The 22,277-nt window shown below is 31.3% G+C and carries 19 protein-coding genes; 15 read left to right on the top strand and 4 right to left on the bottom strand.

Annotation, left to right across the window (positions count from 1 at the left end; all coding sequences use genetic code 11):
- Nucleotides 1-51 precede the first annotated feature (51 nt).
- From BLT48_RS04660 to BLT48_RS04650, 3 genes are all read right to left on the bottom strand, one after another.
- Complete coding sequence (locus BLT48_RS04660) at nucleotides 52-1,140, bottom strand: glycosyltransferase (RefSeq protein ID WP_089975686.1); 1,089 nt, start codon at nucleotides 1,138-1,140, stop codon at nucleotides 52-54.
- An 80-nt stretch (nucleotides 1,141-1,220) separates the two neighbouring features.
- Nucleotides 1,221-1,961, bottom strand: a complete 741-nt coding sequence (locus BLT48_RS04655) for a WecB/TagA/CpsF family glycosyltransferase (RefSeq protein WP_089975684.1) — start codon at nucleotides 1,959-1,961, stop codon at nucleotides 1,221-1,223.
- Between the two features lie 110 nt (nucleotides 1,962-2,071).
- Entirely contained in the window at nucleotides 2,072-2,980 is a 909-nt protein-coding gene (locus tag BLT48_RS04650; RefSeq protein ID WP_089975681.1) for an RluA family pseudouridine synthase, read from the bottom strand.
- Between the two features lie 272 nt (nucleotides 2,981-3,252).
- On the opposite strand from BLT48_RS04650, the gene map reads away from it, so the two are divergent.
- The 3 genes from map (at nucleotide 3,253) to BLT48_RS04635 (ending at nucleotide 6,211) form a co-directional block, all read left to right on the top strand.
- Nucleotides 3,253-4,008 carry a type I methionyl aminopeptidase gene (gene map / locus BLT48_RS04645; RefSeq protein ID WP_089975678.1) on the top strand — a complete coding sequence of 252 codons (756 nt, stop codon included), beginning with the start codon at nucleotides 3,253-3,255 and terminating at the stop codon, nucleotides 4,006-4,008.
- Nucleotides 4,009-4,139: 131 nt separating this feature from the next.
- Complete coding sequence (locus tag BLT48_RS04640; protein WP_089975675.1) at nucleotides 4,140-5,180, top strand: acyltransferase; 1,041 nt, start codon at nucleotides 4,140-4,142, stop codon at nucleotides 5,178-5,180.
- A gap of 89 nt (nucleotides 5,181-5,269) precedes the next feature.
- Nucleotides 5,270-6,211 carry a YihY/virulence factor BrkB family protein gene (locus tag BLT48_RS04635; protein WP_089975673.1) on the top strand — a complete coding sequence of 314 codons (942 nt, stop codon included), beginning with the start codon at nucleotides 5,270-5,272 and terminating at the stop codon, nucleotides 6,209-6,211.
- Nucleotides 6,212-6,500: 289 nt separating this feature from the next.
- On the opposite strand, the gene galE is transcribed toward BLT48_RS04635, so the two are convergent.
- Nucleotides 6,501-7,511: a UDP-glucose 4-epimerase GalE gene (galE, locus tag BLT48_RS04630; RefSeq protein ID WP_089975670.1), complete on the bottom strand. Its 1,011-nt coding sequence runs from the start codon at nucleotides 7,509-7,511 to the stop codon at nucleotides 6,501-6,503.
- 220 nt (nucleotides 7,512-7,731) lie between these two features.
- Between galE and BLT48_RS04625 the strand changes: the two genes are divergently transcribed.
- From BLT48_RS04625 to BLT48_RS04570, 12 genes are all read left to right on the top strand, one after another.
- The gene (locus BLT48_RS04625; protein ID WP_089975669.1) at nucleotides 7,732-8,790 is read left to right on the top strand and encodes a glycosyltransferase; all 1,059 of its coding nucleotides are present in this window, start codon (nucleotides 7,732-7,734) and stop codon (nucleotides 8,788-8,790) included.
- Between the two features lie 288 nt (nucleotides 8,791-9,078).
- The gene (locus tag BLT48_RS04620) at nucleotides 9,079-10,509 is read left to right on the top strand and encodes a lipopolysaccharide biosynthesis protein (RefSeq protein WP_089975666.1); all 1,431 of its coding nucleotides are present in this window, start codon (nucleotides 9,079-9,081) and stop codon (nucleotides 10,507-10,509) included.
- 45 nt (nucleotides 10,510-10,554) lie between these two features.
- Entirely contained in the window at nucleotides 10,555-11,484 is a 930-nt protein-coding gene (locus BLT48_RS04615; RefSeq protein WP_226776789.1) for a glycosyltransferase, read from the top strand.
- 159 nt (nucleotides 11,485-11,643) lie between these two features.
- Complete coding sequence (gene wecB / locus BLT48_RS04610) at nucleotides 11,644-12,795, top strand: non-hydrolyzing UDP-N-acetylglucosamine 2-epimerase (RefSeq protein WP_089975660.1); 1,152 nt, start codon at nucleotides 11,644-11,646, stop codon at nucleotides 12,793-12,795.
- 21 nt (nucleotides 12,796-12,816) lie between these two features.
- Nucleotides 12,817-14,022, top strand: a complete 1,206-nt coding sequence (locus tag BLT48_RS04605; RefSeq protein WP_089975656.1) for a hypothetical protein — start codon at nucleotides 12,817-12,819, stop codon at nucleotides 14,020-14,022.
- A gap of 159 nt (nucleotides 14,023-14,181) precedes the next feature.
- Nucleotides 14,182-15,567 (top strand): sugar transferase, encoded by a 1,386-nt coding sequence (locus BLT48_RS04600; RefSeq protein WP_089975653.1) that lies wholly within the window; start codon nucleotides 14,182-14,184, stop codon nucleotides 15,565-15,567.
- A gap of 7 nt (nucleotides 15,568-15,574) precedes the next feature.
- The gene (locus BLT48_RS04595; protein WP_089975651.1) at nucleotides 15,575-16,636 is read left to right on the top strand and encodes a glycosyltransferase family 2 protein; all 1,062 of its coding nucleotides are present in this window, start codon (nucleotides 15,575-15,577) and stop codon (nucleotides 16,634-16,636) included.
- Nucleotides 16,637-16,656: 20 nt separating this feature from the next.
- On the top strand, nucleotides 16,657-17,748 hold the full coding sequence (locus tag BLT48_RS04590; protein WP_176944151.1) for a glycosyltransferase family 1 protein: 1,092 nt from the start codon (nucleotides 16,657-16,659) through the stop codon (nucleotides 17,746-17,748).
- A 7-nt stretch (nucleotides 17,749-17,755) separates the two neighbouring features.
- Nucleotides 17,756-18,901 carry a YveK family protein gene (locus BLT48_RS04585; RefSeq protein ID WP_226776620.1) on the top strand — a complete coding sequence of 382 codons (1,146 nt, stop codon included), beginning with the start codon at nucleotides 17,756-17,758 and terminating at the stop codon, nucleotides 18,899-18,901.
- 19 nt (nucleotides 18,902-18,920) lie between these two features.
- Nucleotides 18,921-19,985, top strand: a complete 1,065-nt coding sequence (locus tag BLT48_RS04580) for an EpsG family protein (RefSeq protein ID WP_089975641.1) — start codon at nucleotides 18,921-18,923, stop codon at nucleotides 19,983-19,985.
- Between the two features lie 56 nt (nucleotides 19,986-20,041).
- Nucleotides 20,042-20,980 carry a glycosyltransferase family 2 protein gene (locus BLT48_RS04575; RefSeq protein ID WP_089975638.1) on the top strand — a complete coding sequence of 313 codons (939 nt, stop codon included), beginning with the start codon at nucleotides 20,042-20,044 and terminating at the stop codon, nucleotides 20,978-20,980.
- A gap of 47 nt (nucleotides 20,981-21,027) precedes the next feature.
- On the top strand, nucleotides 21,028-22,203 hold the full coding sequence (locus BLT48_RS04570) for a glycosyltransferase family 4 protein (protein ID WP_089975636.1): 1,176 nt from the start codon (nucleotides 21,028-21,030) through the stop codon (nucleotides 22,201-22,203).
- The last annotated feature ends 74 nt before the right edge of the window (nucleotides 22,204-22,277 follow it).

Here is a 22,277-nt window from a genome sequence, read left to right as displayed (position 1 = left end):
GTAAGGCAAGTTCTGCAATAAAAGAAACGACTGTATTTAGTAAATAGCGAATCAATTACGCATTAATTTTTCGTAAAGAGACATTGTTTCACTGTAAAAACGATCAAGTGAAAATTGAGTAGAAGCCAATTGATAGAGTCGTTCGCCTTTAGCTTCTAATGTATGATTTTCCCACTCAGAATAGGCCTCATTTAGAGCCATTGTTAGCGCCTCTATGGAATCGGCAGGAACACACCAGCCATAGCTTTTATCTGGCACTAAGAGAGCGACATCACCGACATCCGTAGCGATAAAAGGCACTTTTTGGTTTGCCGATTCAAGTAGAACCATCGGAAAACCTTCATTTGAAGAAGCTAAGGCAGTGATATCCGAGTGAGCAATCGTTTCTTCCACTTGTGGTTTGTTTAAAAAGCCTAAAAAGTGAACATTTTCTTGCATACCCAACTGCTGTACCTTTTTTTCAAGCGTATCTCTCAATTCTCCATCGCCAACTAAGTTTAAAGAGAAATTAGTGAAACCAGCAACATGTAGACTATCCAGTAAATATTCATGTCTTTTAATTGGATGCAAGCGAGCCACACAAGTCAAGGTGAACTTGTCATTTGTCATTAGCGGTTTAGGTGTATCCGGATTGAATTGGATCCCGTTATAAATAATGGTTAATTTATTCTTGTTGATGCCTAATTTAAGCAAAGAGTCTACTAAACTGTCCGTTACTACAATCAAGTGATCCGCTTTTTTTAAACTGGCCAGATTAAATTTAGTGAATAACGTTCCTTTGATGCCTCTGTTCATAAAATCAAGCGTAGGATCGCTATGTACCGTAATGAGCCATTGTGCAGCAACTTTTTTGTGAATCGTAGAAAAAATAAAGTTCGCACGCGCACCATGGGTATGCACGATATCAAAAGAATGGTTAGTGATGAACTGAGTCAACCGTTTCAAGATAGATAAATCATAGCGAGATTGTTGCTCAAGGACGTGTACAACGATGCCTAATTTCTTAGCTTCATCCGCAATGATACCATTTTCTAGAACAAGCAGTTCAGCTGTCGTTGGATCAAATTGAGAAAGCAGGGAGAGGATATGGTTTTTTCCGCCACCATCTTCTAAGCCCGCATTGATGTGTAGTACTTTCATAGTTGCTCAACCTCATTTGTATGCGATTTTTATTGGGAATCTTACAAAAAAAACTGAACAGATCTGCTCAGTTTTTCGGATTATTTTTTGGTGACTTGTTTCTTTTCGTTTTTTACTTCATGTAAGAAGTAGGGTAAAGCCATCATCCGTTTCAATCGATAGGGTTGTTTAATCAACCGATACAACCACTCCATATTCAATTGAATAAAGATTTTTGGAGCACGCTTTGATTTTCCAGAAAGAACATCAAAACTGCCGCCTACGCCCATTAATAACCCTTTTGAAGCGGTAGTCATATACTGCTGGATCCATTGTTCTTGCTTTGGATAACCCAACGCAACAAAGACCATGTCTGGTTGCGTCGCTTGAATCGATTTAATAATCGAAGCATCTGAAAAATCAAAGTAGCCATTTCTAGCACCTACTAGATTGATAGAAGGGTAGCGTTCATGAACAGTTTTAACGGTGTTTTGTAAAACCTCTTCTTGTGCGCCTAACAAGTAAACCCGACTGCCTTGTTTGTGGGCTTCTTCAAGCAAGGCTAACATTAAATCGTACCCTGCAACTCGTTCTACAATTGGAGTTCCTAATATTTTTGATCCTTTTATAATGCCAATTCCGTCAGCAACAATATAGTCCGCTTCTTTCATTAGTGACATATAAGCGGAATCTTTCTTTGCATACATCACAATTTCTGGATTCGCGGTCACCACAAAAGATTTTTGTTTGTGGTTGACCCGATCCATTAACTCTTCGAGGAAAGTTTCTTTTGTTTTATTGTCAAATGAAACCCCTAATACAGATACTTTTTTATGCTCCATAATCGCCAACCATCCTTAAACCCTTTTACTAATATAGCTTTTTTAATTATCATACCATTGAACTAGAGGAGAGATAAAGCAAAGCTTTATTATTTTTTGTTTAAATAGCATTATTTTGAGTGCATCAAGAAAACTTTAGGCACTTTTGAATGGAACCGAACCAATTCTTTGCTGGTAGGGTGAATCAAAGCTAAAGTAGTGGCATGCAGTCCTAAACGTTTTAAAGGATTAGAAGTTGCGCCATATTTCTTGTCTCCTGCAACGGGGTGACCAAGTGTTTCCATATGAACCCGAATTTGGTTTTTACGTCCCGTTTCCAAACGCGCTTCTAGTAATGTGAATTCATCGTTGTTTCGTATTTTTTTGTAGTGGGTAATGGCTAATTTTCCGCCATTATCATAAGTAGCTGAATGAACCTTCATTGCTTTGCTTTCGGTTAACCATGTCTTAATCGTGCCTTCATTTTCAGATACGACGCCTTCGACTAAAACGGTATAAATACGTTCTTTAACGATATCTTTCCAGTTTTCTTGCATCTCTTGTTTGACCTGTTCCGTTTTTGCAAAAACCATCACACCTGAAGTATCACGGTCTAAGCGATGCACCACGTATATGCGATTGTTATGATTTTCTTGTTTGACATAGTTGATCAATTGACGATGTGCCGTTAATTCTTGTGCAAATTTAGCAGCAATAGACAATAAACCGGCTTCTTTATCGATAACGATAATCGCATCGTCTTCATACAAAATCGTCATTCCAACTAAAGCGGTCTCTTTGATTGCTGCTTTATTGGATTGAATCGCGACAACTTGATTAGGAAGCAAAGGGTGATTGTGTTTTTTTATGACTTTTCCATCCACAGTCACTTGGCCTCTGGTTAAAATCGATTTAACTGAATTACGACTTGTGTGACTCATGATGTTTAATAGAAAAGGCAGTAATTCCATTGGCTCAGTTACCGTATATAGCTGATTATTGGTATTTTTTTTAGGGGTATAGGTTGTTTTTTTACTCATTAAAAACCACTCGCTCTCATTAATTGTTCTATAGTAAAGTATAAAGGAAAACGGCATAAAAATAACCCTAAAGTAAGAACTTTTCAAATAGAAAGCCTTTTAAAGACTAATTCACGTTAAAAGGAAGAATTGAACCCAGTTTTTTATGAGAGAAAAGGCATATATTTTAATCATTCATAAGAATGGTTCACAATTTTAAGAAATAAGCTTATAATGAATTGAAGAGTAAAAACAAACTCATATGAATGACTAAATAGAAAAGAGGAACGAAATTGATTACACTAAAATCACAACGTGAAATTGATGCAATGGATGAATCAGGTGCTTTGTTGGCGAATGTCCATGTAGCCTTAAGAGATTTTATCAAACCAGGTATTACAAGCTGGGAAATCAACGAATTTGCACATAAGTATATTGAAGAACATGGAGGTATCCCAGAACAAATTGGTTTTGAAGGATATGAATATGCAACATGCGTCAGCGTGAATGATGAAATCTGTCATGGTTTCCCAAGCAAAAAAGAAGTTTTAAAAAATGGCGACTTAATCAAAGTTGATATGGTTGTTAATTTAAAAGGAGCTATGTCGGATTCTTGCTGGAGCTACATCGTCGGTGAAGGAACTCCAGAAACGGAAAAATTGATGGAAGTAACAAAAAAAGCTCTTTACCTAGGAATTGAGCAAGCACAAGTTGGAAATCGTATCGGCGATATCGGGCATGCAATCCAAACGTATGTTGAGGCAGAAGGGTTTTCTGTGGTCCGTGAGTTTATTGGACATGGCATTGGGCCAACAATGCATGAAGCTCCTTCAGTTCCTCATTATGGAGAAGCTGGAAAAGGCCTTCGCTTAAAAGAAGGTATGGTAATTACGATTGAACCCATGGTCAATACCGGAACTTGGAAGTCTAAAATGGATGACAATGGTTGGACTGCCCGTACAAAAGATGGCGGATTAAGTTGTCAGTTTGAACATACACTAGCAATCACAAAAGACGGTCCAAAAATTTTGACTGAACAAAAAAACTAATTTATACCATTATTAAATTTGAGAAAACGAGATAACCCCATGCAAAAATGAGGGTTGTCTCGTTTTCTTGTTTCTTTTGATGGTATACTAAGAATGAGGGAATAAAACAGTTAAAAGGGGTTAAGAAACTAATGAAAGAAAGGGTACTATATGCGGATATACTTCGTGTAGCCGCTACATTTTTAGTGATCACGATTCACATTGTCTCACGCGATTTTGGCTTATACGAAATTGATTCGTACCAATGGCAAGTATTAAATATCTACGATAGCTTTGCTCGGATGAGTGTGCCAATTTTCTTCATGCTAAGTGGGATCTTTTTTTTAGATCCAAATCGAGCGTTTTCAATTAAAAAACTATACAAAAAAAACATTTTACGCTTAGTAACGACATTTGTCTTTTGGTCAGCATTGTATGTAGTCTTTTTTACTTGGAATGACTATCGAACATTCAATGCAGAAGTGTGGGGTGCAATCTTTGAAGCATTTAAAGAAGGGCATTTTCACTTATGGTTTCTTTTTCGGATGATTGAGATTTACGTTATGGTTCCTTTTTTAAGAAAAATTGCAGAAGAGAAAAAGATCATTCTCTACTTAATCGCATTTTGTTGGTATATCGGTATTATTTTACCTTCTTATTATGAATTTCCCGTTAGTTCAACGGTTACCTTTGCTGAAAGAGGCATCAACTTAGACATTACTTTTGGGTATGTCGGCTACTTTTTTGCTGGTTATTACCTGGCTCATTATAACCTGAAAAAATGGATCAAAGTTGCGATCTATCTTTTAGGAGTAGCCGGGTTGATTAGCACGATTATAGTAACGAGTGTAGAATCGCTAAAAAAAGGGGAACATTATGATCTGCCTTATCAATATTTGACGCCAAATGTCTTTTTTATGAGTACTGCTGCCTTTTTATTAGTGAAAGAAAAATTATATTCCAAGAGTGTTTCAAATTTGTTTAGGCGTGTTCTTACAGAATTTTCAACTTACTCATTTGGAATCTATTTAATTCATGTATTGCTGATATTTCTTGTATGGAAAACAGGAGTAACTACACTGTTTTCGACTCCAATTTTATCTGTGCCAATTTTGACTGTTGTGATTTTTTGTAGCAGCTACATTTGTGTAAAAGGGATGGCACAAGTGCCGATTATAAAACGATTTATTTAAACTGTTATTTTTTATAAAGAAATTTATTTTATTTTATTCATTTAAGTAGGTATAATGAGGTTTGGTTTCGAAAAAGGGGATTAAAAACGTTGGCAAATAGTCAGTCAAGTAAGTTAGAAGTAAAGAAAGAAGAAACAGTAAAGGTAGTAAAAAGTTTTAGTATCATTCTCATTAAAAAATATCGGGAAGCTGAAGTGTGGAATTCTGGAGCTATTATCAGTTATTATTTTTTATTGTCCATCTTCCCAGTGATGGTTGTAGTTAGCAATATACTGCCTTACTTGCGCTTAGATGCCGCAGAACTATTGCCTTATATCGAAAATATTGTCCCAACTTACTTTTTTAATCAATTAGAGAACTTGTTGATGAATTGGTTTAGTCAAAGCAGTGGAAGTATTCTATCGATTGCTGTAATTGGAGCACTTTGGTCTGCCAGTAGAGGCATGAATGCAATGCAAGTAAGTATGAATAAAGCTTATGGTGTAGAGCCTAGAAGAAATTTCGTCATCATTCGCTTGTTTTCGTTGATTTTAACGGCATTACTGATTTTATGTATTATGGTACTGGTCATTGTTTTTGGATTTGGTCAATTGATACTAGAATACATTACTCCAGTATTCAAATTGCCTTTAATGATCAGTGAGACATTTCAAAGTTTAAGGTGGCCGGTAACGATGAGTGTGCTCTTTGTTATTTTTTGTGTGTTGTATTACTTTGTTCCACATGCAAAAGTAACAGTAAAAAGTGTTCTCCCTGGAGCAGCCATTTCAACTATTGGTTGGATGTTGGTTTCACAAGCATTCGCTATTTACGTGAAATACTTTGCTTTTGGTGCAAAAACATATGGAACAATTGGAACATTCATGATCATATTGATCTGGCTGCAGGTTATTGGAGCATTAATGACTGCAGGCGCAGTCATTAACGCGTCTATGGATGTTTATCAAAATGGATCCATCAATGAGCCAAGATCATTTCATACTAGAAAATATAGTCGCTCTAAAATAAAGCCTTTTTCTAATGGAAAATAAGTCGTAAAACAATAGTTTCAGATTAATTGTTGAAATTCACTCTTCCATGGAAGAGTGAATTTTTTTGGTGCAGGACTTTTACGAGTAAGCACGATTGACGGAAAAGTGAAGACTGTATTTTGTGTCACTCTTTTAAGCAGAGCGATTACACGAAAGAGTAGAGGCAATTTCCGGTGTAACTTGTTCGTGGAAAGCCGTTGCTCGTAAGAGTGACGGCGCTTCAAAAAAACACCCCCGTTTCTAATGATCTAAATCATCAGAAAGGGGAGTGGGTTTGTTCAACCTTTAATTATTCGTATCCGTTTGGATTGGTTTCTTGCCATTTCCAAGAATCACGACACATATCTTCTAGTGTGTGTTCAGCTTTCCAGCCAAGTTCTGTAGCCGCTTTTGAAGCATCTGAATAACATGTAGCGATGTCGCCAGGACGTCTGTCTGTAATTGCAAAAGCTACTTTTTTACCTGTAGCTTTTTCGAAATTGGTTACGACATCTAGTACACTGTAACCAATGCCAGTTCCAAGGTTGTAGGCTTCGATGCCTTCAGTAGAAAGAACCTTCTCAACAGCTTTTAAGTGACCTTTAGCTAAATCAACTACATGAATATAATCGCGCACGCCAGTACCATCTGTAGTATCATAGTCGCCACCAAATACACTTAATTGATCTCGTTTACCTACAGCAACTTGTGTGATGTAAGGCATTAGGTTATTTGGAATGCCATTTGGATCTTCTCCAATTCGTCCACTTTCGTGAGCTCCAATAGGATTGAAGTAACGAAGCAGTGCAATGCTCCAAGAAGGATCCGAAACATAGACATCTTGCAAGATTTGTTCAATCATCATTTTAGTCGTGCCGTATGGATTTGTAGTGCTTAAAAGCAAGTCTTCCGTTAACGGAGAAACATTATTCATCCCGTAAACTGTTGCTGAAGAGCTGAAAACCAATTTTTTAACATTGTAAGCTTCCATTAACTCAGCTAGAACAAAAGTGCTGGTTAAGTTATTGTGGTAATATTTTAACGGTTCACTAACGGATTCGCCTACAGCTTTGTAACCCGCAAAGTGGATGACAGCTTCAATGTCATGAAGTTTGAAAACTGCTTCTAACTCTGCTTTGTTTAATACGTCTACTTCATAAAAAGAGAATGATTTTCCAGTAATTTCTTTAATTCGATTTAACACTTCAGGCTTGCTGTTTGAAAAATTATCTACGATAACAACTTCATGTCCAGCATTCAATAATTCTACAGTTGTATGGCTGCCGATATAACCAGCACCACCAGTTACTAAAATGGCCATATTTATCCCTCATTTTTTTATATTTGTCTTATCAATAGTTCTATCTAACAAGGTTAATTCTACTCATTGAACAAAAATAAGTCAACGCTTACCAAGTTAAAGTTTGGTAAAGAGTGCCTCGGAAACGGAGAACAGACTTTAGAAAACTGTAATGTTTCAGTTAATGGATTATGCTATAATAGGCAAGTCATTGTGTCAGTAAAGTGAAAGGGGTATAAGGATGAAGAAAGTATCAATTATTATGCCTATATATAATGTTGCCGAACAGTTGGAAAAAGCAATCCAATGTGCATTAAACCAAACGTATAAAAATAGTGAAATTATTTTAGTGAATGATGGGTCAACCGATGCGTCTGGAGAAATCTGCGATCGATATCAGTTGGAAAACCCACGTATAAGTGTCATCCATCAAAAAAATGCCGGTTCAGGTTTTGCTAGAAATGCCGGATTGGATAAAGCGACTGGTGAGTATATTTATTTTGCGGATCCAGATGATTATTTTGAAGCCAATTTAATTGAAGAAACCATTGCAAAAGCAATTGAATCAAATGCTGATGTGGTGGTCTGTGGGTACTTTGATGAAAAAGTAGACAAAGAAGGCCACGTTGCGACAATAGAAAAAAAACCTGAGTTAAATGAACTTTTAACAAAAGATGCTTTTAGAGACCAATTTAGAAAACACTATTCTTTATCTCCATATGCTTTATGGAATAAATTATACAAACACGATTTTTTAAAGCAACACAACTGCCGATTCACCAATCAAAAGGTTGGACAAGATGCTTTGTTTAATCAACGAGTAGGCATGAATGTCCAAACCATTTATTTTCATCAAAAAGCTTATTATCATTATGTCTTCCGAGAAGGTTCGGCTGTGAATCGCTACCGTAAAGAACGTTTCTTTTATGAGTACACAATCGCCAGTCATTTTGAAGACTGGATGGTGCATTGGGGCAAGAAAAAAGAATATCATGATTTAGTGAATCAACAATACTGGGGTGCACTGTATTTAGAATTAAGTAATTTAGCTTGGGAAGATTGCCCATTAACTAAAATGGAAAAAGTTGAACGAATCGAAGAGTTAATGGATGATTCGAAAATTAACCAAGCCATTTCTGAAATAGAGACTGAAAAAGAAAAAAATTCATTTGTTAAAGTCTTGATTCTACTTTTAAGGTACGACAAGTATGCTGGTGCATTAAACTTGATGCAGTTGAGGGTAACAGTCGGAAAGAAATTTCAGAAGAGTTTTAACGTGATTAAAAAGAAATTTGGTTAATCAATGTTTTTTATTTAAATAGTTTGTTAAAAGAAATTTTACATTAGCTGATATTTTCTTTTGAAATAGTATTATTACCTTTTGTAAAGATTACCTAATAAAGTTTGTTATACAAACTAATAGTTAAAAATGTTATAAAAAGATCAATTAGGAGAATATTTAAGTAAAGAGTTAATATAAATTTTTAGAAAATATATAGAATTATAAGAGTAAATAGATTATGTAAGGATTGTTAATTGCTAAAAAAGTTAACAACTTTATTAAAAGAATTTAGGAGTTGGAGAAATTATGGGAATGGCTGAAGAGTTTAAAAAAGGAATATTTTATAGTGCATTAGGAAAATACTCTAATGTCGTGATTCAATTATTAGTTACTGCAATATTATCGAGAATTTTAACCCCAGATGAGTACGGAATAGTAGCTGTGGTAAATGTCTTTTTAATTTTCTTTCAAATGCTTGCCGATTTTGGAATAGGCCCAGCAATTATTCAAAATAAAACATTAACTAAACAAGAAATTAATAGTATATTTGGGTTTTCATTGTATTTAGCATTATTTTTAGGAATTATCTTTGCATTTGCAGGTTATCCTATTAGTGCCTTTTATAATAATCAAGTTTATAGACCAATCAGCATTGTATTAGCAGTGACACTATTCTTTTATGGTATCCTGGTAGTGCCACAATCGATCTTATTAAGAGAAAAAAGGTTTAGTACTGTAAATATTGTAATGATACTAGCTAATATTGCAGCAGGAGTTGTATCTGTTGTCCTTGCTATAAATGGATTTAGTTACTATTCATTAATTATAAGTAATACTGTAAAAGCAGCTCTGTTGTTTAGTATATTTTATATGAAGACAAATTTAAAAGCTCAATTAAAAATAGATAAAAAACCGTTGAAAAAAATTTTTAGCTTTTCAAAAAATCAGTTTCTATTTAATTTTATTAATTATTTTTCTAGAAACTTAGATAGTGTATTAATTGGACGTTACTTATCATCTAGTTCTTTAGCTTTTTATGACAAAGCTTATCAAGTGTCTTTATACCCAAATCAAATTTTAACGAATGTAATTTCTCCGGTAATTCAACCGATAATGTCTAATTATGAAACTGATTATAAAAAAATTAAAGATGTATATCTAAAAATCACTTCCATTTTAGCAACAATTGGACTTCCTTTATCTGTGTTCTTATTTTTCAACTCTAATGAAATCATTCTATTTCTTTTTGGTGACCAATGGGGAGATAGTGTGATAACATTTCAAATATTAGCACTTTCTGTATGGATACAAATGATATCAAGTAGTAGTGGGGCAATATTTCAATCTGCCAATCGTACAGATCTATTACTGCTTTCTGGAATTTTATCAGCAATTGTAACTGTGACAGCTATAACGATAGGAGTGATAGCAGGAAGTATTGAGTCTGTTGCATTGATGGTCGTATTAGCTTTTACGATAAACTTTATTCAAATGAATTACCTACTCATGTATCGGTTATTTCAATCTAATTTTGAAGGAGTCATAAAAGTTTTAATAAAGCCAATTATCATGGCTCTTATTCAAGCAGTATTCTTTTTAGTAGTACCTAGTTTACCATTTGCTAATTTTATAAATCTTGTAATTTATGGAATTGCTTTTATTGTTTTATTTTTTATAGGATTATTGGTTACAGGACAATTAAAATTGTTAAAAGAACTAATTTTAAAAAACAAATAAATAGTAATAGGCAATATAAATTAGAAAAGAGGATGAATAATTTTGGTGCAAAATCAACCTTTGGTTTCAGTAATTGTGCCTGTTTACAATGTTGAACTATATATAGAAGAATGTTTGAAATCTATTATAAAACAAAATTATCAGATGTTACAAATTATTATAGTAGATGATGGAAGCACAGATACAAGTAATCAAAAAGTGAAAACCTTTCTGTTAGATAGTAGAGTTCAACTTATTCAACAAGAGAATAAAGGACTGTCCAGTGCTCGGAACTCAGGGTTAAAAGCAGCTATTGGAAAATATGTGCTTTTTGTAGATTCTGATGACCACATTGAATTAACGGCCGTAAAAGAACTAGTTAATTTAATGGAAGAAAAACAAATAGATCTTATAAGGTTTAATGGAAAAGCATTTTTAGATGGGTTAAATAAACCAATCAAACAAAATAACTATGATTTTAGCCATCGTCTGCAAGAAGGAAAAAAATATATACAGGATCGTTTCAAAGCAAATCGTCAAACATTAGCATCTCCAGTGTATTTGTACATGGTTAAAAGAGAAATTTTGGTAAAAAATGCTCTTTCTTTTTATGAAGGCATTTTACATGAGGATGAGTTATTTACTATTCAGGTATTTCTTAATAGTAATTCTATGTGCTATGTCAATGCTTTTTATTACAATAGAAGATATCGTGAAAATTCAATTATGACGAATCAAAGTCCAGAACGGTTGCAACAAACATTTAATTCTTATCAAGTTATTTATAAAGAATTGAGGAATTTATATTTAAAAAACGAATATTCTAAAGAACAGAAAAAACTAATTAAAAGAGAAATGGTTTCAATTTATTCAGGATTAATGACTAGCTCAATTAAAAAAAGTGAAAAAAAACAGGGCCTTAAAAAAATAAAAGGCATCAATTTAATAGATAAAGGTTATATATATATTAAAAAAGTAATCAATATAGTCAAATAACATAAAATAGATGCTGCCATTAAAAATCGGCAGCTTTATTTTTAATAAAAATAAAATATACAGCATAAGTTAAAAAATGAAGAAACCTAATATATAGGTTTTTAAGAATTAATAAAAAAAAATTAAATAGTTAAATAAATGTTCAGGAGGTTTATCTTTATGAAAAAAATAAAAGTAATGACAATATTTGGTACTAGACCTGAAGCAATTAAGATGGCTCCATTAGTAAAAGAATTAAATAAGCAATCAGATTGGTTTGAATCTAGTGTTACAGTTACTGCTCAACATAGAGAAATGTTGGATCAAGTTTTACAGACATTTGGGATTAAACCAAATTATGATATGAATATCATGAAAGAAAATCAAACTTTATCAGAAATTACATCATCTGTATTAGTAGGTCTTGACGAAATTTTAAAAAAAGTCAAACCAGATATAATTTTAGTTCATGGCGATACGACAACTACATTTGCTGCAAGTATTTCTGCTTATTATAATCAAATCAAAGTTGGACACGTTGAAGCCGGGCTTCGTACAGGAAATAAACATTCACCGTTTCCTGAAGAATTGAATCGTCAATTAACAGATGTAATCGCAGATATATATTTTGCACCTACAATAGAAAGCAAATTAAACTTATTAAAAGAGAATCATCCGGAAGAAAAAATTTACGTTACAGGAAATACTGCAATCGATGCTCTTAAAGAAACTATACAAAAGGACTACCACCATACTGTTCTAGAAAATATTAATTCGGAAAGTAAAGTTGTTTTAGTGACAATGCATCGCCGAGAAAATCAAGGAAAACCCATGGAACGGGTATTTCAAGCTATACGCCAAGTAGTTGATCAACATCAAGATATTGAAGTTATTTATCCTGTTCATTTAAATCCTAATGTTCAAAATATGGCTAAGAATGTTTTAGGAAGACATCCTAGAATTCATCTAATTGATCCACTTGAAGTTATGGACTTTCATAATTTAGCTGCTAAAAGCTATATGATTATGACGGATTCAGGCGGTGTTCAAGAAGAGGCACCTTCTTTGGGAGTTCCAGTACTAGTACTTAGAGATGCAACTGAAAGACCTGAAGGCGTAGAAGCAGGAACACTTAAGTTGGTAGGTACTCAAACCGAAACTATCATAAAAGAAATGACAAAAATACTAGAAAATGAATCTGAATATAAAAAAATGGCCACAACAAATAATCCTTATGGAGATGGACAAGCAAGTAAAAGAATTTTATCTGCAATCTTACATGAATTCGGTATAGACAAGCAAAGACCAACAGAATTTTTAGGGAATAAATAGATTGATTTTAGGAAGTGGGTTTTGACTTTGGAAAACTGTTCTATTTTAACAAAATGGTTAAATTTTAATAAGCAGTACCATAGTATATGGGCAGTAATTATCTTGAGTTTGATGAGTATGTCATTTATCGTAACAGATTGGATGATTGGTATCTTCACTTTAAGTGATTATATTTTTGCTGTAGTAGGATTAAGCCTGATAATTAGTGGGAACTATAAATTGAAAAAAAAACAACTGCTTTGGATTCTTTTGATACTGGGCTTAATAGCAATAAATATTATAATGAATATACAGCTAAATAGTAGTTTTATTTTAAAGACTGGATTAGCAAGCTTAATAAGAATTTCATATTATATTGCTATAACTTTTGGAGTATATAATTATGTTAAGGAACAAAAGTTAGAAGCGTTGTTTTTGAAAATTCTTAATATCATAGCTGTCATAATTTGTTTGATAGGAATTTATATTACTCTTGCATTGTATTCAAATGGTCAACTACCATACGAATTTTTTTGGAGATTTACTCGGACAGATTTATTGAGTTATGCTTTTAATGAAAATATTGATTTTATTAGAACAAGGAGCATTTTTTCAGAACCAGCTTACCTTGGGTATTTTTTAAATATTATTTTATCAATGAATTACTTCAATAAAGTAGATGTAAAAATAAAAAAAGGCTTTACTATTTTTATTTCTTTGACCATATTTTTGACTTTTTCATATAGTGCAATAGGAATTATGTTGATGATACAAGCATTACACTTTATAGATAAAATTAATTTAAGAGAATTAAAGTGGACGAAAAGAACAACTATATACTTACTACTGATCATAGCTGTGGTATTTTTTTCATGGGATTTAATCAATGAAACGATTATAAATAGGACAGTTGATATAATAAGTGGAGAAGATGGATCGGCTTATTTTAGAATTATCAGAAGCTGGGATTATGTTAATATGGAACATATTTTTCTTGGGAATGGAATAGGACACACACCTAATATATGGAATGTTTATGCTTATTTATTATCCGATTTAGGCTTGGTAACATTTTTACTAAGTTGTGTATTCAGTATTTATGCATTAGTAACAAATTTTAAAATGGGAGTAGTCTTTATAGCATTAAATTTTCAAAAAGGTGGATATTTAAACCCGGCTTTTTCAATATTTCTACTATTGTTTTTTATTTACATAGGAAATAAAAAACATGGAAGATATAAAGTGTAAGGTAGTGACATTTTGATTTTATGAAATCTTTAAAAATTTGTGGTATGATTTGAAATGTTAGTAAGTATTTTAATGAGTACGTAATAGGATTTCGAGTGTTTCTATGATATTATATATAAGCCGTGTTTGAATAACAGTTATCGATCGGAGGAAAAAATTATGTCTCAAGGAGAAAAGTTTACCAAAACGAAAAAGATAATAATAGTATTGATGGATGTCTTTTTATATCATCTGTCTATTCTCCTTTCTTTTTATGTACGCTATAAAAGCGACATTCCAATGTACAATTATAATGCTTATGAGAATTCGATTTTTTATATTTTAACTTTATTTGTTTTATTAAATTTATTATTTGGAGTGTACGTTTTTTATAATAAATCTATTGCAGATTTTTTATATTTTACTATTATAATACAATTAATTATGACCATATCAATCATGGCATTAACTTTTTTTGGTAGATGGTTCACTTTTCCAAGATCAGTATTATTAATTAGTCTTATTTTCAGCACAATTATCTTATTCCTTTGGCGTGTAATTGTCTATAAATTTTATGAACGTTTCAGTGGAAGTAAACAAGTAATGGTTGTCGGAACTGAAAAAGATATAAAAAACGCAATATTCAATATTGGAAATGCAAAAAGTAAAAGACACATTGTTAAATATGCTGTAGTATCTAACTATTATACTAATGTAAAGAAATACCTTGATGAGGTGGATATTGTTTATTTAGCTAGTGGATTAAGTGAAAAAGAAAAGGAAAACATCTATAATTTGTTAGTTCGTGAAAAGAAAAAATTGTTTTTAACAACTAGCTTTGATAATTTGTTATTAGTTAATCCAAATATTATGAATATTGAGGACGAAAGTATTATCGAAATTTCTAATTTTGAAATTTCTTCTGAAGACGATTTAATTAAACGTTTAATGGATATTCTTTTTTCCATTGTTCTAATTATGGTTACCTCACCATTTATGCTGATAACATCTTTATTAGTCAAGTTAACTTCTGAAGGACCAGTACTATACAAACAAGTAAGAATAACAAAAGATGGCAAAGAATTTAATGTCTTAAAATTCAGAAGTATGAGTGCAACAGCTGAAAAAGATTCAGGTCCAGTATTGGCATCCTCTAATGATGCAAGGGTGACTACAGTTGGTAAACACATCCGCTCTTTAAGAATTGATGAGCTGCCTCAATTATTTAATGTATTAAAAGGGGATATGTCCGTGGTAGGTCCTAGACCTGAACGTCCATTTTTTGTGGATCAATTTCAAAAAGAAAACCCTCATTATTATTTGCGCCATAATGTTAGAGCGGGTATTACAGGTTACGCTCAAGTATATGGAAAATATGCATCAGACTTTAATAGTAAATTGAATTTTGATTTGTTATATATTAAAAAATATTCGCTCTTACTTGATGTGAAAATCATGTTGCAAACAATAAAAATCTTATTCGATAAAGTTTCTTCTAAAGGATTAGATGAAGAAGAGCAAGAAAAAAGTAAAGAAATACCAAATAATATAAAATATTTGGTGTGATCTGTTGATGAAAGGACTAAGTGAAATGGCGAATACTCCTTTTTTTAGTGTGGTTATGCCTGCATACAATTGTGAAGACACAGTAGGCAAAACCATTACAAGTGTGTTAAATCAGTCATTTACTAATTTTGAATTAATTATTATAAATGATGGGTCAACAGATGGTACACAAGAAGTACTTGAACGTTACCATAATCAAGATGCTCGAGTAAGGTTTAAAACCATTCAAAATGGAGGACCTGGTAATGCTAGAAATAACGGAATTGAATTGACTAATGGACGGTATCTTTTATTTGTTGATTCAGATGATGTGATGAAAGACGGTACGCTAGAAATATATGCAGATCACGTAAAAGATGAAAAAATTGATTTAGTCATTTCTTCATACAATATGAATGTTCTAGATGGTGAAGAACTAGTGGATACCAGATTGGTTAAAGCACCGAACCAATTGATAGAAACACATGAAGATTTTTTAGATAACGTTTATCCTTTAATGAACAAGCAACTTATGTATGTAGCTTGGAATAAGCTTTTTAAGTTAGACATCATAAAAAAACATGAAATAAAATTCCCGCCATACAATAGTTGTGAGGACAGATTGTTTAATATTCGTTATTTTAAACATGTAGAAGCTTGTAAAGTAGTGAGTGATATCCTTTATGATTATTCATTTGATGGGAAATATAGTTTAACAAATAAATATTTTGACAATAAATTTGATACGTTTGTTGAATTTTATCGCGAGTTACTAGCATTGACCAAGAAACATGAAAAAGGATTTAGTGCTCTTTTTTTAAAAGGGGTAATGTCTTGTATTATTCCATTGCACAGTGAAAGCTGTCTTTTAACTTACCGTGAAAAACGCGATTATATCAAAACTATTATGCAGCATCCAGATGTTATCAGAGCAAGCAAAGATAGTCTGACTGATACAAAAATTAGACAAGTAATGAAAGTATTATTTAAAACAAAATCAATTTCAGTCAATTATATTGCCTCTAAATTAATGTATTCAATCAGTATGACCTCTCCAAAAACAATTGAAAAATTCAAACGAAAATTTTAAAAGAAAGGTCTGAAGTGAAAATGAAACAACCTCTAAGAGTCTTACATTTTCAGGGACGGATGGGAAAAGGCGGAGCTGAAACTTTTATGATGAATGCTTACCGTAATATTGATCGCTCAAAATTTCAATTTGATTTTTTAATTTACAATGATTTTGTAGATGTTAAACCATATAATGTAGAAATTCATGAGTTAGGTGGTCATATATACGCTGTCCCTAATCCTAAAAAAAATATTGTTGGCTATATAAAAGGTGTTAATGCTTTATTGAAAGAAAAACATTTTGACATAGTCCACAATGAAGTATTTTTTGGAGGAGGATTAAATTTATTATTAGCTAAGCGGGCTGGGATTAAAAAAAGAATTATTCATAGTCATGCTACCAAAGATGGAAAAAAAAGTAATTTATTTTTGACCATAGCGCGTAAACTTTTTGATCACTTGATGAAAGTAAATGCAACTGATTATTTAGCCTGCTCAACTGAAGCAGGAGTTGGTCTTTATGGTGAAAATCAACCGTTTATTTTTGTTCCAAATGGCATAGATATAGATATGTATCGGAATGTACCTTTAAAAAAAGAAATTATTAGAGAAAGCCTTAATATACCTAAAGAGGCTTTTGTTGTAGGAAACATAGGAAGATTCGAAGAACAAAAAAATCATTTTTTCCTCATTGATATTTTTGAAGAAATAGTTCAGAAAAATTCTAATAGTTTTCTAATCTTAATAGGTGAAGGCTCTTTACGGAATAAAATAGAAAAAATGGTTCTTTCAAAAAAACTACAAAAAAAAGTCTTATTTTTAGGTATAAGAGATGATATTCCAACTTTATTAAAAGCTATGGATGTTTTTGCAATGCCTTCTTTGTATGAAGGATTACCAATTTCAGCTGTAGAAGCTCAAGCAGCAAATATTAAATTAATTCTGTCAACTGAAGTTTCTTCTGAAACAAAACTATCTAAAAATGTCCACTTTATTAAATTAGAAGAAAGTGCAGAAAAGTGGGCTGAAATAATACTTGAAAAACCATACGGTAATGAGCCTCTTCCAGAATTATCACAATATGATATGAAACATACAGCTATGTTATTAGATGAAATTTACTCAAAATGAGGAGGACATGTACTTGAAGAATTTACCTACTTTAGATGAATTAGTATTTTTTCTTAAAGATAATATAAAAATAATTATCACCACGACAGTTTTGTTCTTTTCTATATTTTTATTAGGCATAGGTTATACAATTTACACAGACAGTAAAATTGATGAGAATACTAATGTTTTAGAAGAACAAGAAGTTAAACTTAGTGAACTGAATCAGGATATACCTTTTGAGGCACAACTAGAACCTGAAGAGATAAAATTAATTATGAAAAACCTTCAAAAAGATGAAGGAATGGCTTTTAGTTTCTATATGGAAAACGATGCAGGTGAGCCCTTTTTAGCTAATTCATTAATGAATGAACTTTTAACTTCTGAAGATGTACTTAAAAAAATTGAAGAAGAAACGGATACATCTATTGATCCTAGTCCTGAACTTGCAGTTCAAGTAACACTAAATCCAAATACCCAAGTAATGACTTTAAAAGTTGGAACAGGAGATAAGCAAAAAAATCAGTTGATTGCAGACGCTTATTTTAATATGATTTCTAACGAGGATAGTTCTTTCTTTGATAACAAAGCGGTTTATGTTGTCACTGAACCTGAAGTAATTAAAAGCTACGAAATTGAATCAGATTCAATCCCTAATTCTGATTTAGATATTAATGTTGAAGAAAGATTTTCTTACAAAAAAATTATTTTGTACACTGCTATCGCATTAATAATAAGTATTTTTGGCGGGATTTTTATAGCACTAATCAGAAATTTATTAAAAAAAGAAGTTACCGATATATACGGGTTTGCTTTCAAAGATAATGATACAATATTGAATATAAGCAATAACAAATATCAGAATAAAGATGAAAAGTATGATCAAATGATACATGCAATACTTCATCCAGAAAGAGATTCAAAACTTATACTTTCTGAAGAAGAATTAGACAATTATATTGTTGAAAAGTTAATGGATATATCTAATATAAAAACTAATAAAAATCAAAACTCTATTCTATTTAGTAGTTCTGTATCATCAGTTAATCCTACATTATCATTTGATGAAGTTATAATCATATGTAAAAAGCATTCTACTACGAAGAAATGGTATGAAACACAAAGAGAATTACTGAAGATTTATAAAAGTGAGATAAAAGTGATTTTAATATGATAAATAACGGAGGCCCAATATGTTTTTTTATGTAAGTATTTTTGTTATCTTGCTTATTTTAGCGACTATCGAAGTAGTATTGAGAAATAAAAAGATCTCTATTATAACTGGTAGTATACTTGCTATCGTAGCGGGATTCCGTTTTTATACAGGATATGATTTTAACTCATATGGAAAATTTTATACAGAGATTGAAAAAATCTCTGATGTTTTTAATGGAAAAATAGAAGCAGAAAGTGGTTTTCTATTTCTAAATTATCTTTTTAAGTCTATGGGCTTTAATTATTATACATTTATATTATTTTTTTCTTTCGTGAGCTTAATTTTACTAACTAATTTTGTTTATAAATTCACTCCATTTCCTTCTTTAGTATTACTCTATTATTATGCTAGATTTTTTTTGGTTCGTGATATGGGACAAATTAGATCTGCACTGGCATGTATTATACTATTGTACTCTATACCCTATGTATTAAATAAAAAACCATTTAAATTTTTACTTATTATTTTTATAGCTTCATTATTTCACATAACAGCTTGGTCTTTTATTATTGTTTATATTTTTCACTATGTATTCAAACATTTGTCATTAAAAAATATATTTTCTCTATTAGGTATTAGTCTCATAATTGGAGTAATCGTACAAATTCCCGAAATATATATTTGGGCAATTCCTGATCGGTACAATGCCTATTTTACTAGCCCAAATTATACAAACGGACAATGGATTTTTAATCCAATATTGTGGATGCAATTAGTTCTTTTTTTTGCAGCAGTATTTTTAGCTTATCCAAAAATACAAGAAGAAAAAAATAGATTTAATTTGTTACTAAAAATATATTTTATAGCTTCCTTAATATTAATATTTACAGGAACTTTAAGTACTGTGGGAGGGAGATTAGGTACTTTATTTTCTACTAGTGAAATACTTATTGTACCAACTTTATTTTCATCTTTTAGTAAAAATAAATTAATTAACTTATTTCTATTTTTGGGATTTACTTTTGTAGTCTTTTGTTTAATATTTATTATTTCCGGAACGTATATAGAGTATATACCTTATGAGACTATTTTCAATTTTTAGGATTTTTTGAAATTTGTTATTAGTATAATAAGAATTAAAATTAAAGGATGAATTGAATGAATGAACCACTAATTAGTGTTGTAATACCTACATTTGATAGACCGTTCTTTCTAAAAAGAGCAATTGAGAGCGTTATTAAACAAGACTATAAAAATATAGAAATTGTCGTTGTTGTGGATGGTTTTTCTGCTAGAACTGGAGAATATATTGAACAAGCTAAAAAAATGAGTAATATAGAAATTAATTTGATTCAAACAAATACTAAAGTTGGTGGAAGTGAAGCAAGAAATATAGGTGTAAAAAAAGCTAATGGAGAATTAATAGGTTTGTTAGACGACGATGATGAATGGTTTAGTGATAAATTAAGTAGTCAGATGGATTTAATTAATAAAAATCAATTGTCAATTGATGATGATTTTTTATGCTTTACGTCACTAGAAAGATATAAAAGTCCAAATCAAAAAAAATATGATAAATTACCAAATATTGATTATAAAAATAGCGGTAAAAAAACAATTTCTGACTATTTATTTGAAACAAAAGGATTAAGAAATATAGGATTTATTCAAACTTCAACCGTGCTTGTTCCCAAACACATTCTTATTGAAACACCTTTTACTAAAGGTCTGATCAAGCATCAGGATTGGGACTGGTTGCTAAACGTAGATAATAGCCATAATTTAACAATAATACAAGTTGAAGATCCAAAGATAATTTATCATTCTGATGTACCTATGGATTCCAGAGTGGGATATATTAACAGATGGAACTTCACTGAGCAGTGGTTAGAAACCCATAAAGAATTTTTCTCAAAACTAGCCTATGAAAGTTTTGTATTAAACTATATTCTACTTGGTATTGCTTCTGACAAAAATCTTAGCAGAGCACAAAGAAGACTAGAAATAAAAACAAGATATCAAAATTTATCTTTAACAACTAAATTTAGACCATATACTTGGAAAATTATTATTTATATGATGAAAAATAAAGATTAGGCAGTTTCGAATAAGTAAATGAATTATTCTTAAAAGAGAGGTGCCCAATGAAAATAATAGGTTATACTAATGATTCATATCCTGAAAGAAGAACTATTATAAATGGTAATCTTCACCCATTGAAAAAAATGAAAAGTTTAAATACTTATTATCCACATACAGCATTAAAAAGAATGCCCCTTATAGGTAGAAATGCAATAGTCTATTTTAAAGATATAGTTTTTAATGATGAAGGAGTAGATGGATTACATCTTTTTAACACTGTTACGAACAAAAAAGTCCCTTGGATTTCAACTTTTGAAACATACATTCCTCGAACTTCAGCAACATCATTTTTAGACCATAAAAATCTTACTAAAAAGAGCATAAAAGAAAAGGATAGAACAGAAAAATATGTGGAAATTTTAGCAAAAGATTATTGCAAAAAAGTGATATCGTTATCTAAAAATAACTATGAAATGGAATTAAGATTTTTAGAATTTTTCCCACAATATAAAAATACTATTAAGAAAAAAATGATTCAAATAAACCCACCACAAGAAAAATTGATGGAAAAATCTGAAGTGGAGCTAAAGGTAGTTAACCCTATTTTAAAATTTTTGTTTGTTGGAAAAGACTTTACTCGTAAAGGTGGTAAAGAGATACTAGATGTATTTTCCAAGATTAAAAAAGAGCATCATTTCGATTTTGAACTAACAATTGTTTCCTTAGGCAAAAGCTATAATTATGCATTTGGCAAATATCAAGATACTGAAGAAGAAATACAAGAAATGAAAAATAAACTAAGAAATACAGATTGGATAAATTTTTACGAAAGTTTAGACAATAAAAAGTTACTTGAGATGATGAAAAATAGTGATGTGGGCTTGTTGCCAACTTGGGCAGATACTTATGGCTACTCAGTTTTAGAATTTCAAGCATCTGGCTGCCCTGTTATCACAACTAATGTTCGGGCTCTTCCAGAAATAAATAATACTACTATTGGATGGATGATTCAGCTTCCTCTAGATAATTCAGGCGAAGTTGATGTAAGTAGCATAAACAAAAAGCAAACACTACGAGCTCATATACAAAATTCATTGGAAAAAATTGTTTTAGAAATTTTAGAGAACCCTCAACAAATTAAAGAAAAAAGCATACAATCGTATGATGCGGTATCAAAAAATCATTCAGTTAAAGGGTATATGGAAAAGTTAAGTGAAATTTATTCTGAAAATTTTTAGTATACTTATTATGAAATTTTATGGTCACTTATAAGTATAGTTTAGAAACAGCTCTATTATTTAAGTTGATGTCA

Origin of the sequence: Carnobacterium viridans, from assembly GCF_900102725.1 — a bacterium.
GTDB classification, from domain to species: Bacteria; Bacillota; Bacilli; order Lactobacillales; family Carnobacteriaceae; genus Carnobacterium_B; species Carnobacterium_B viridans.
This window is presented reverse-complemented; position numbering and strand designations above follow the sequence as displayed.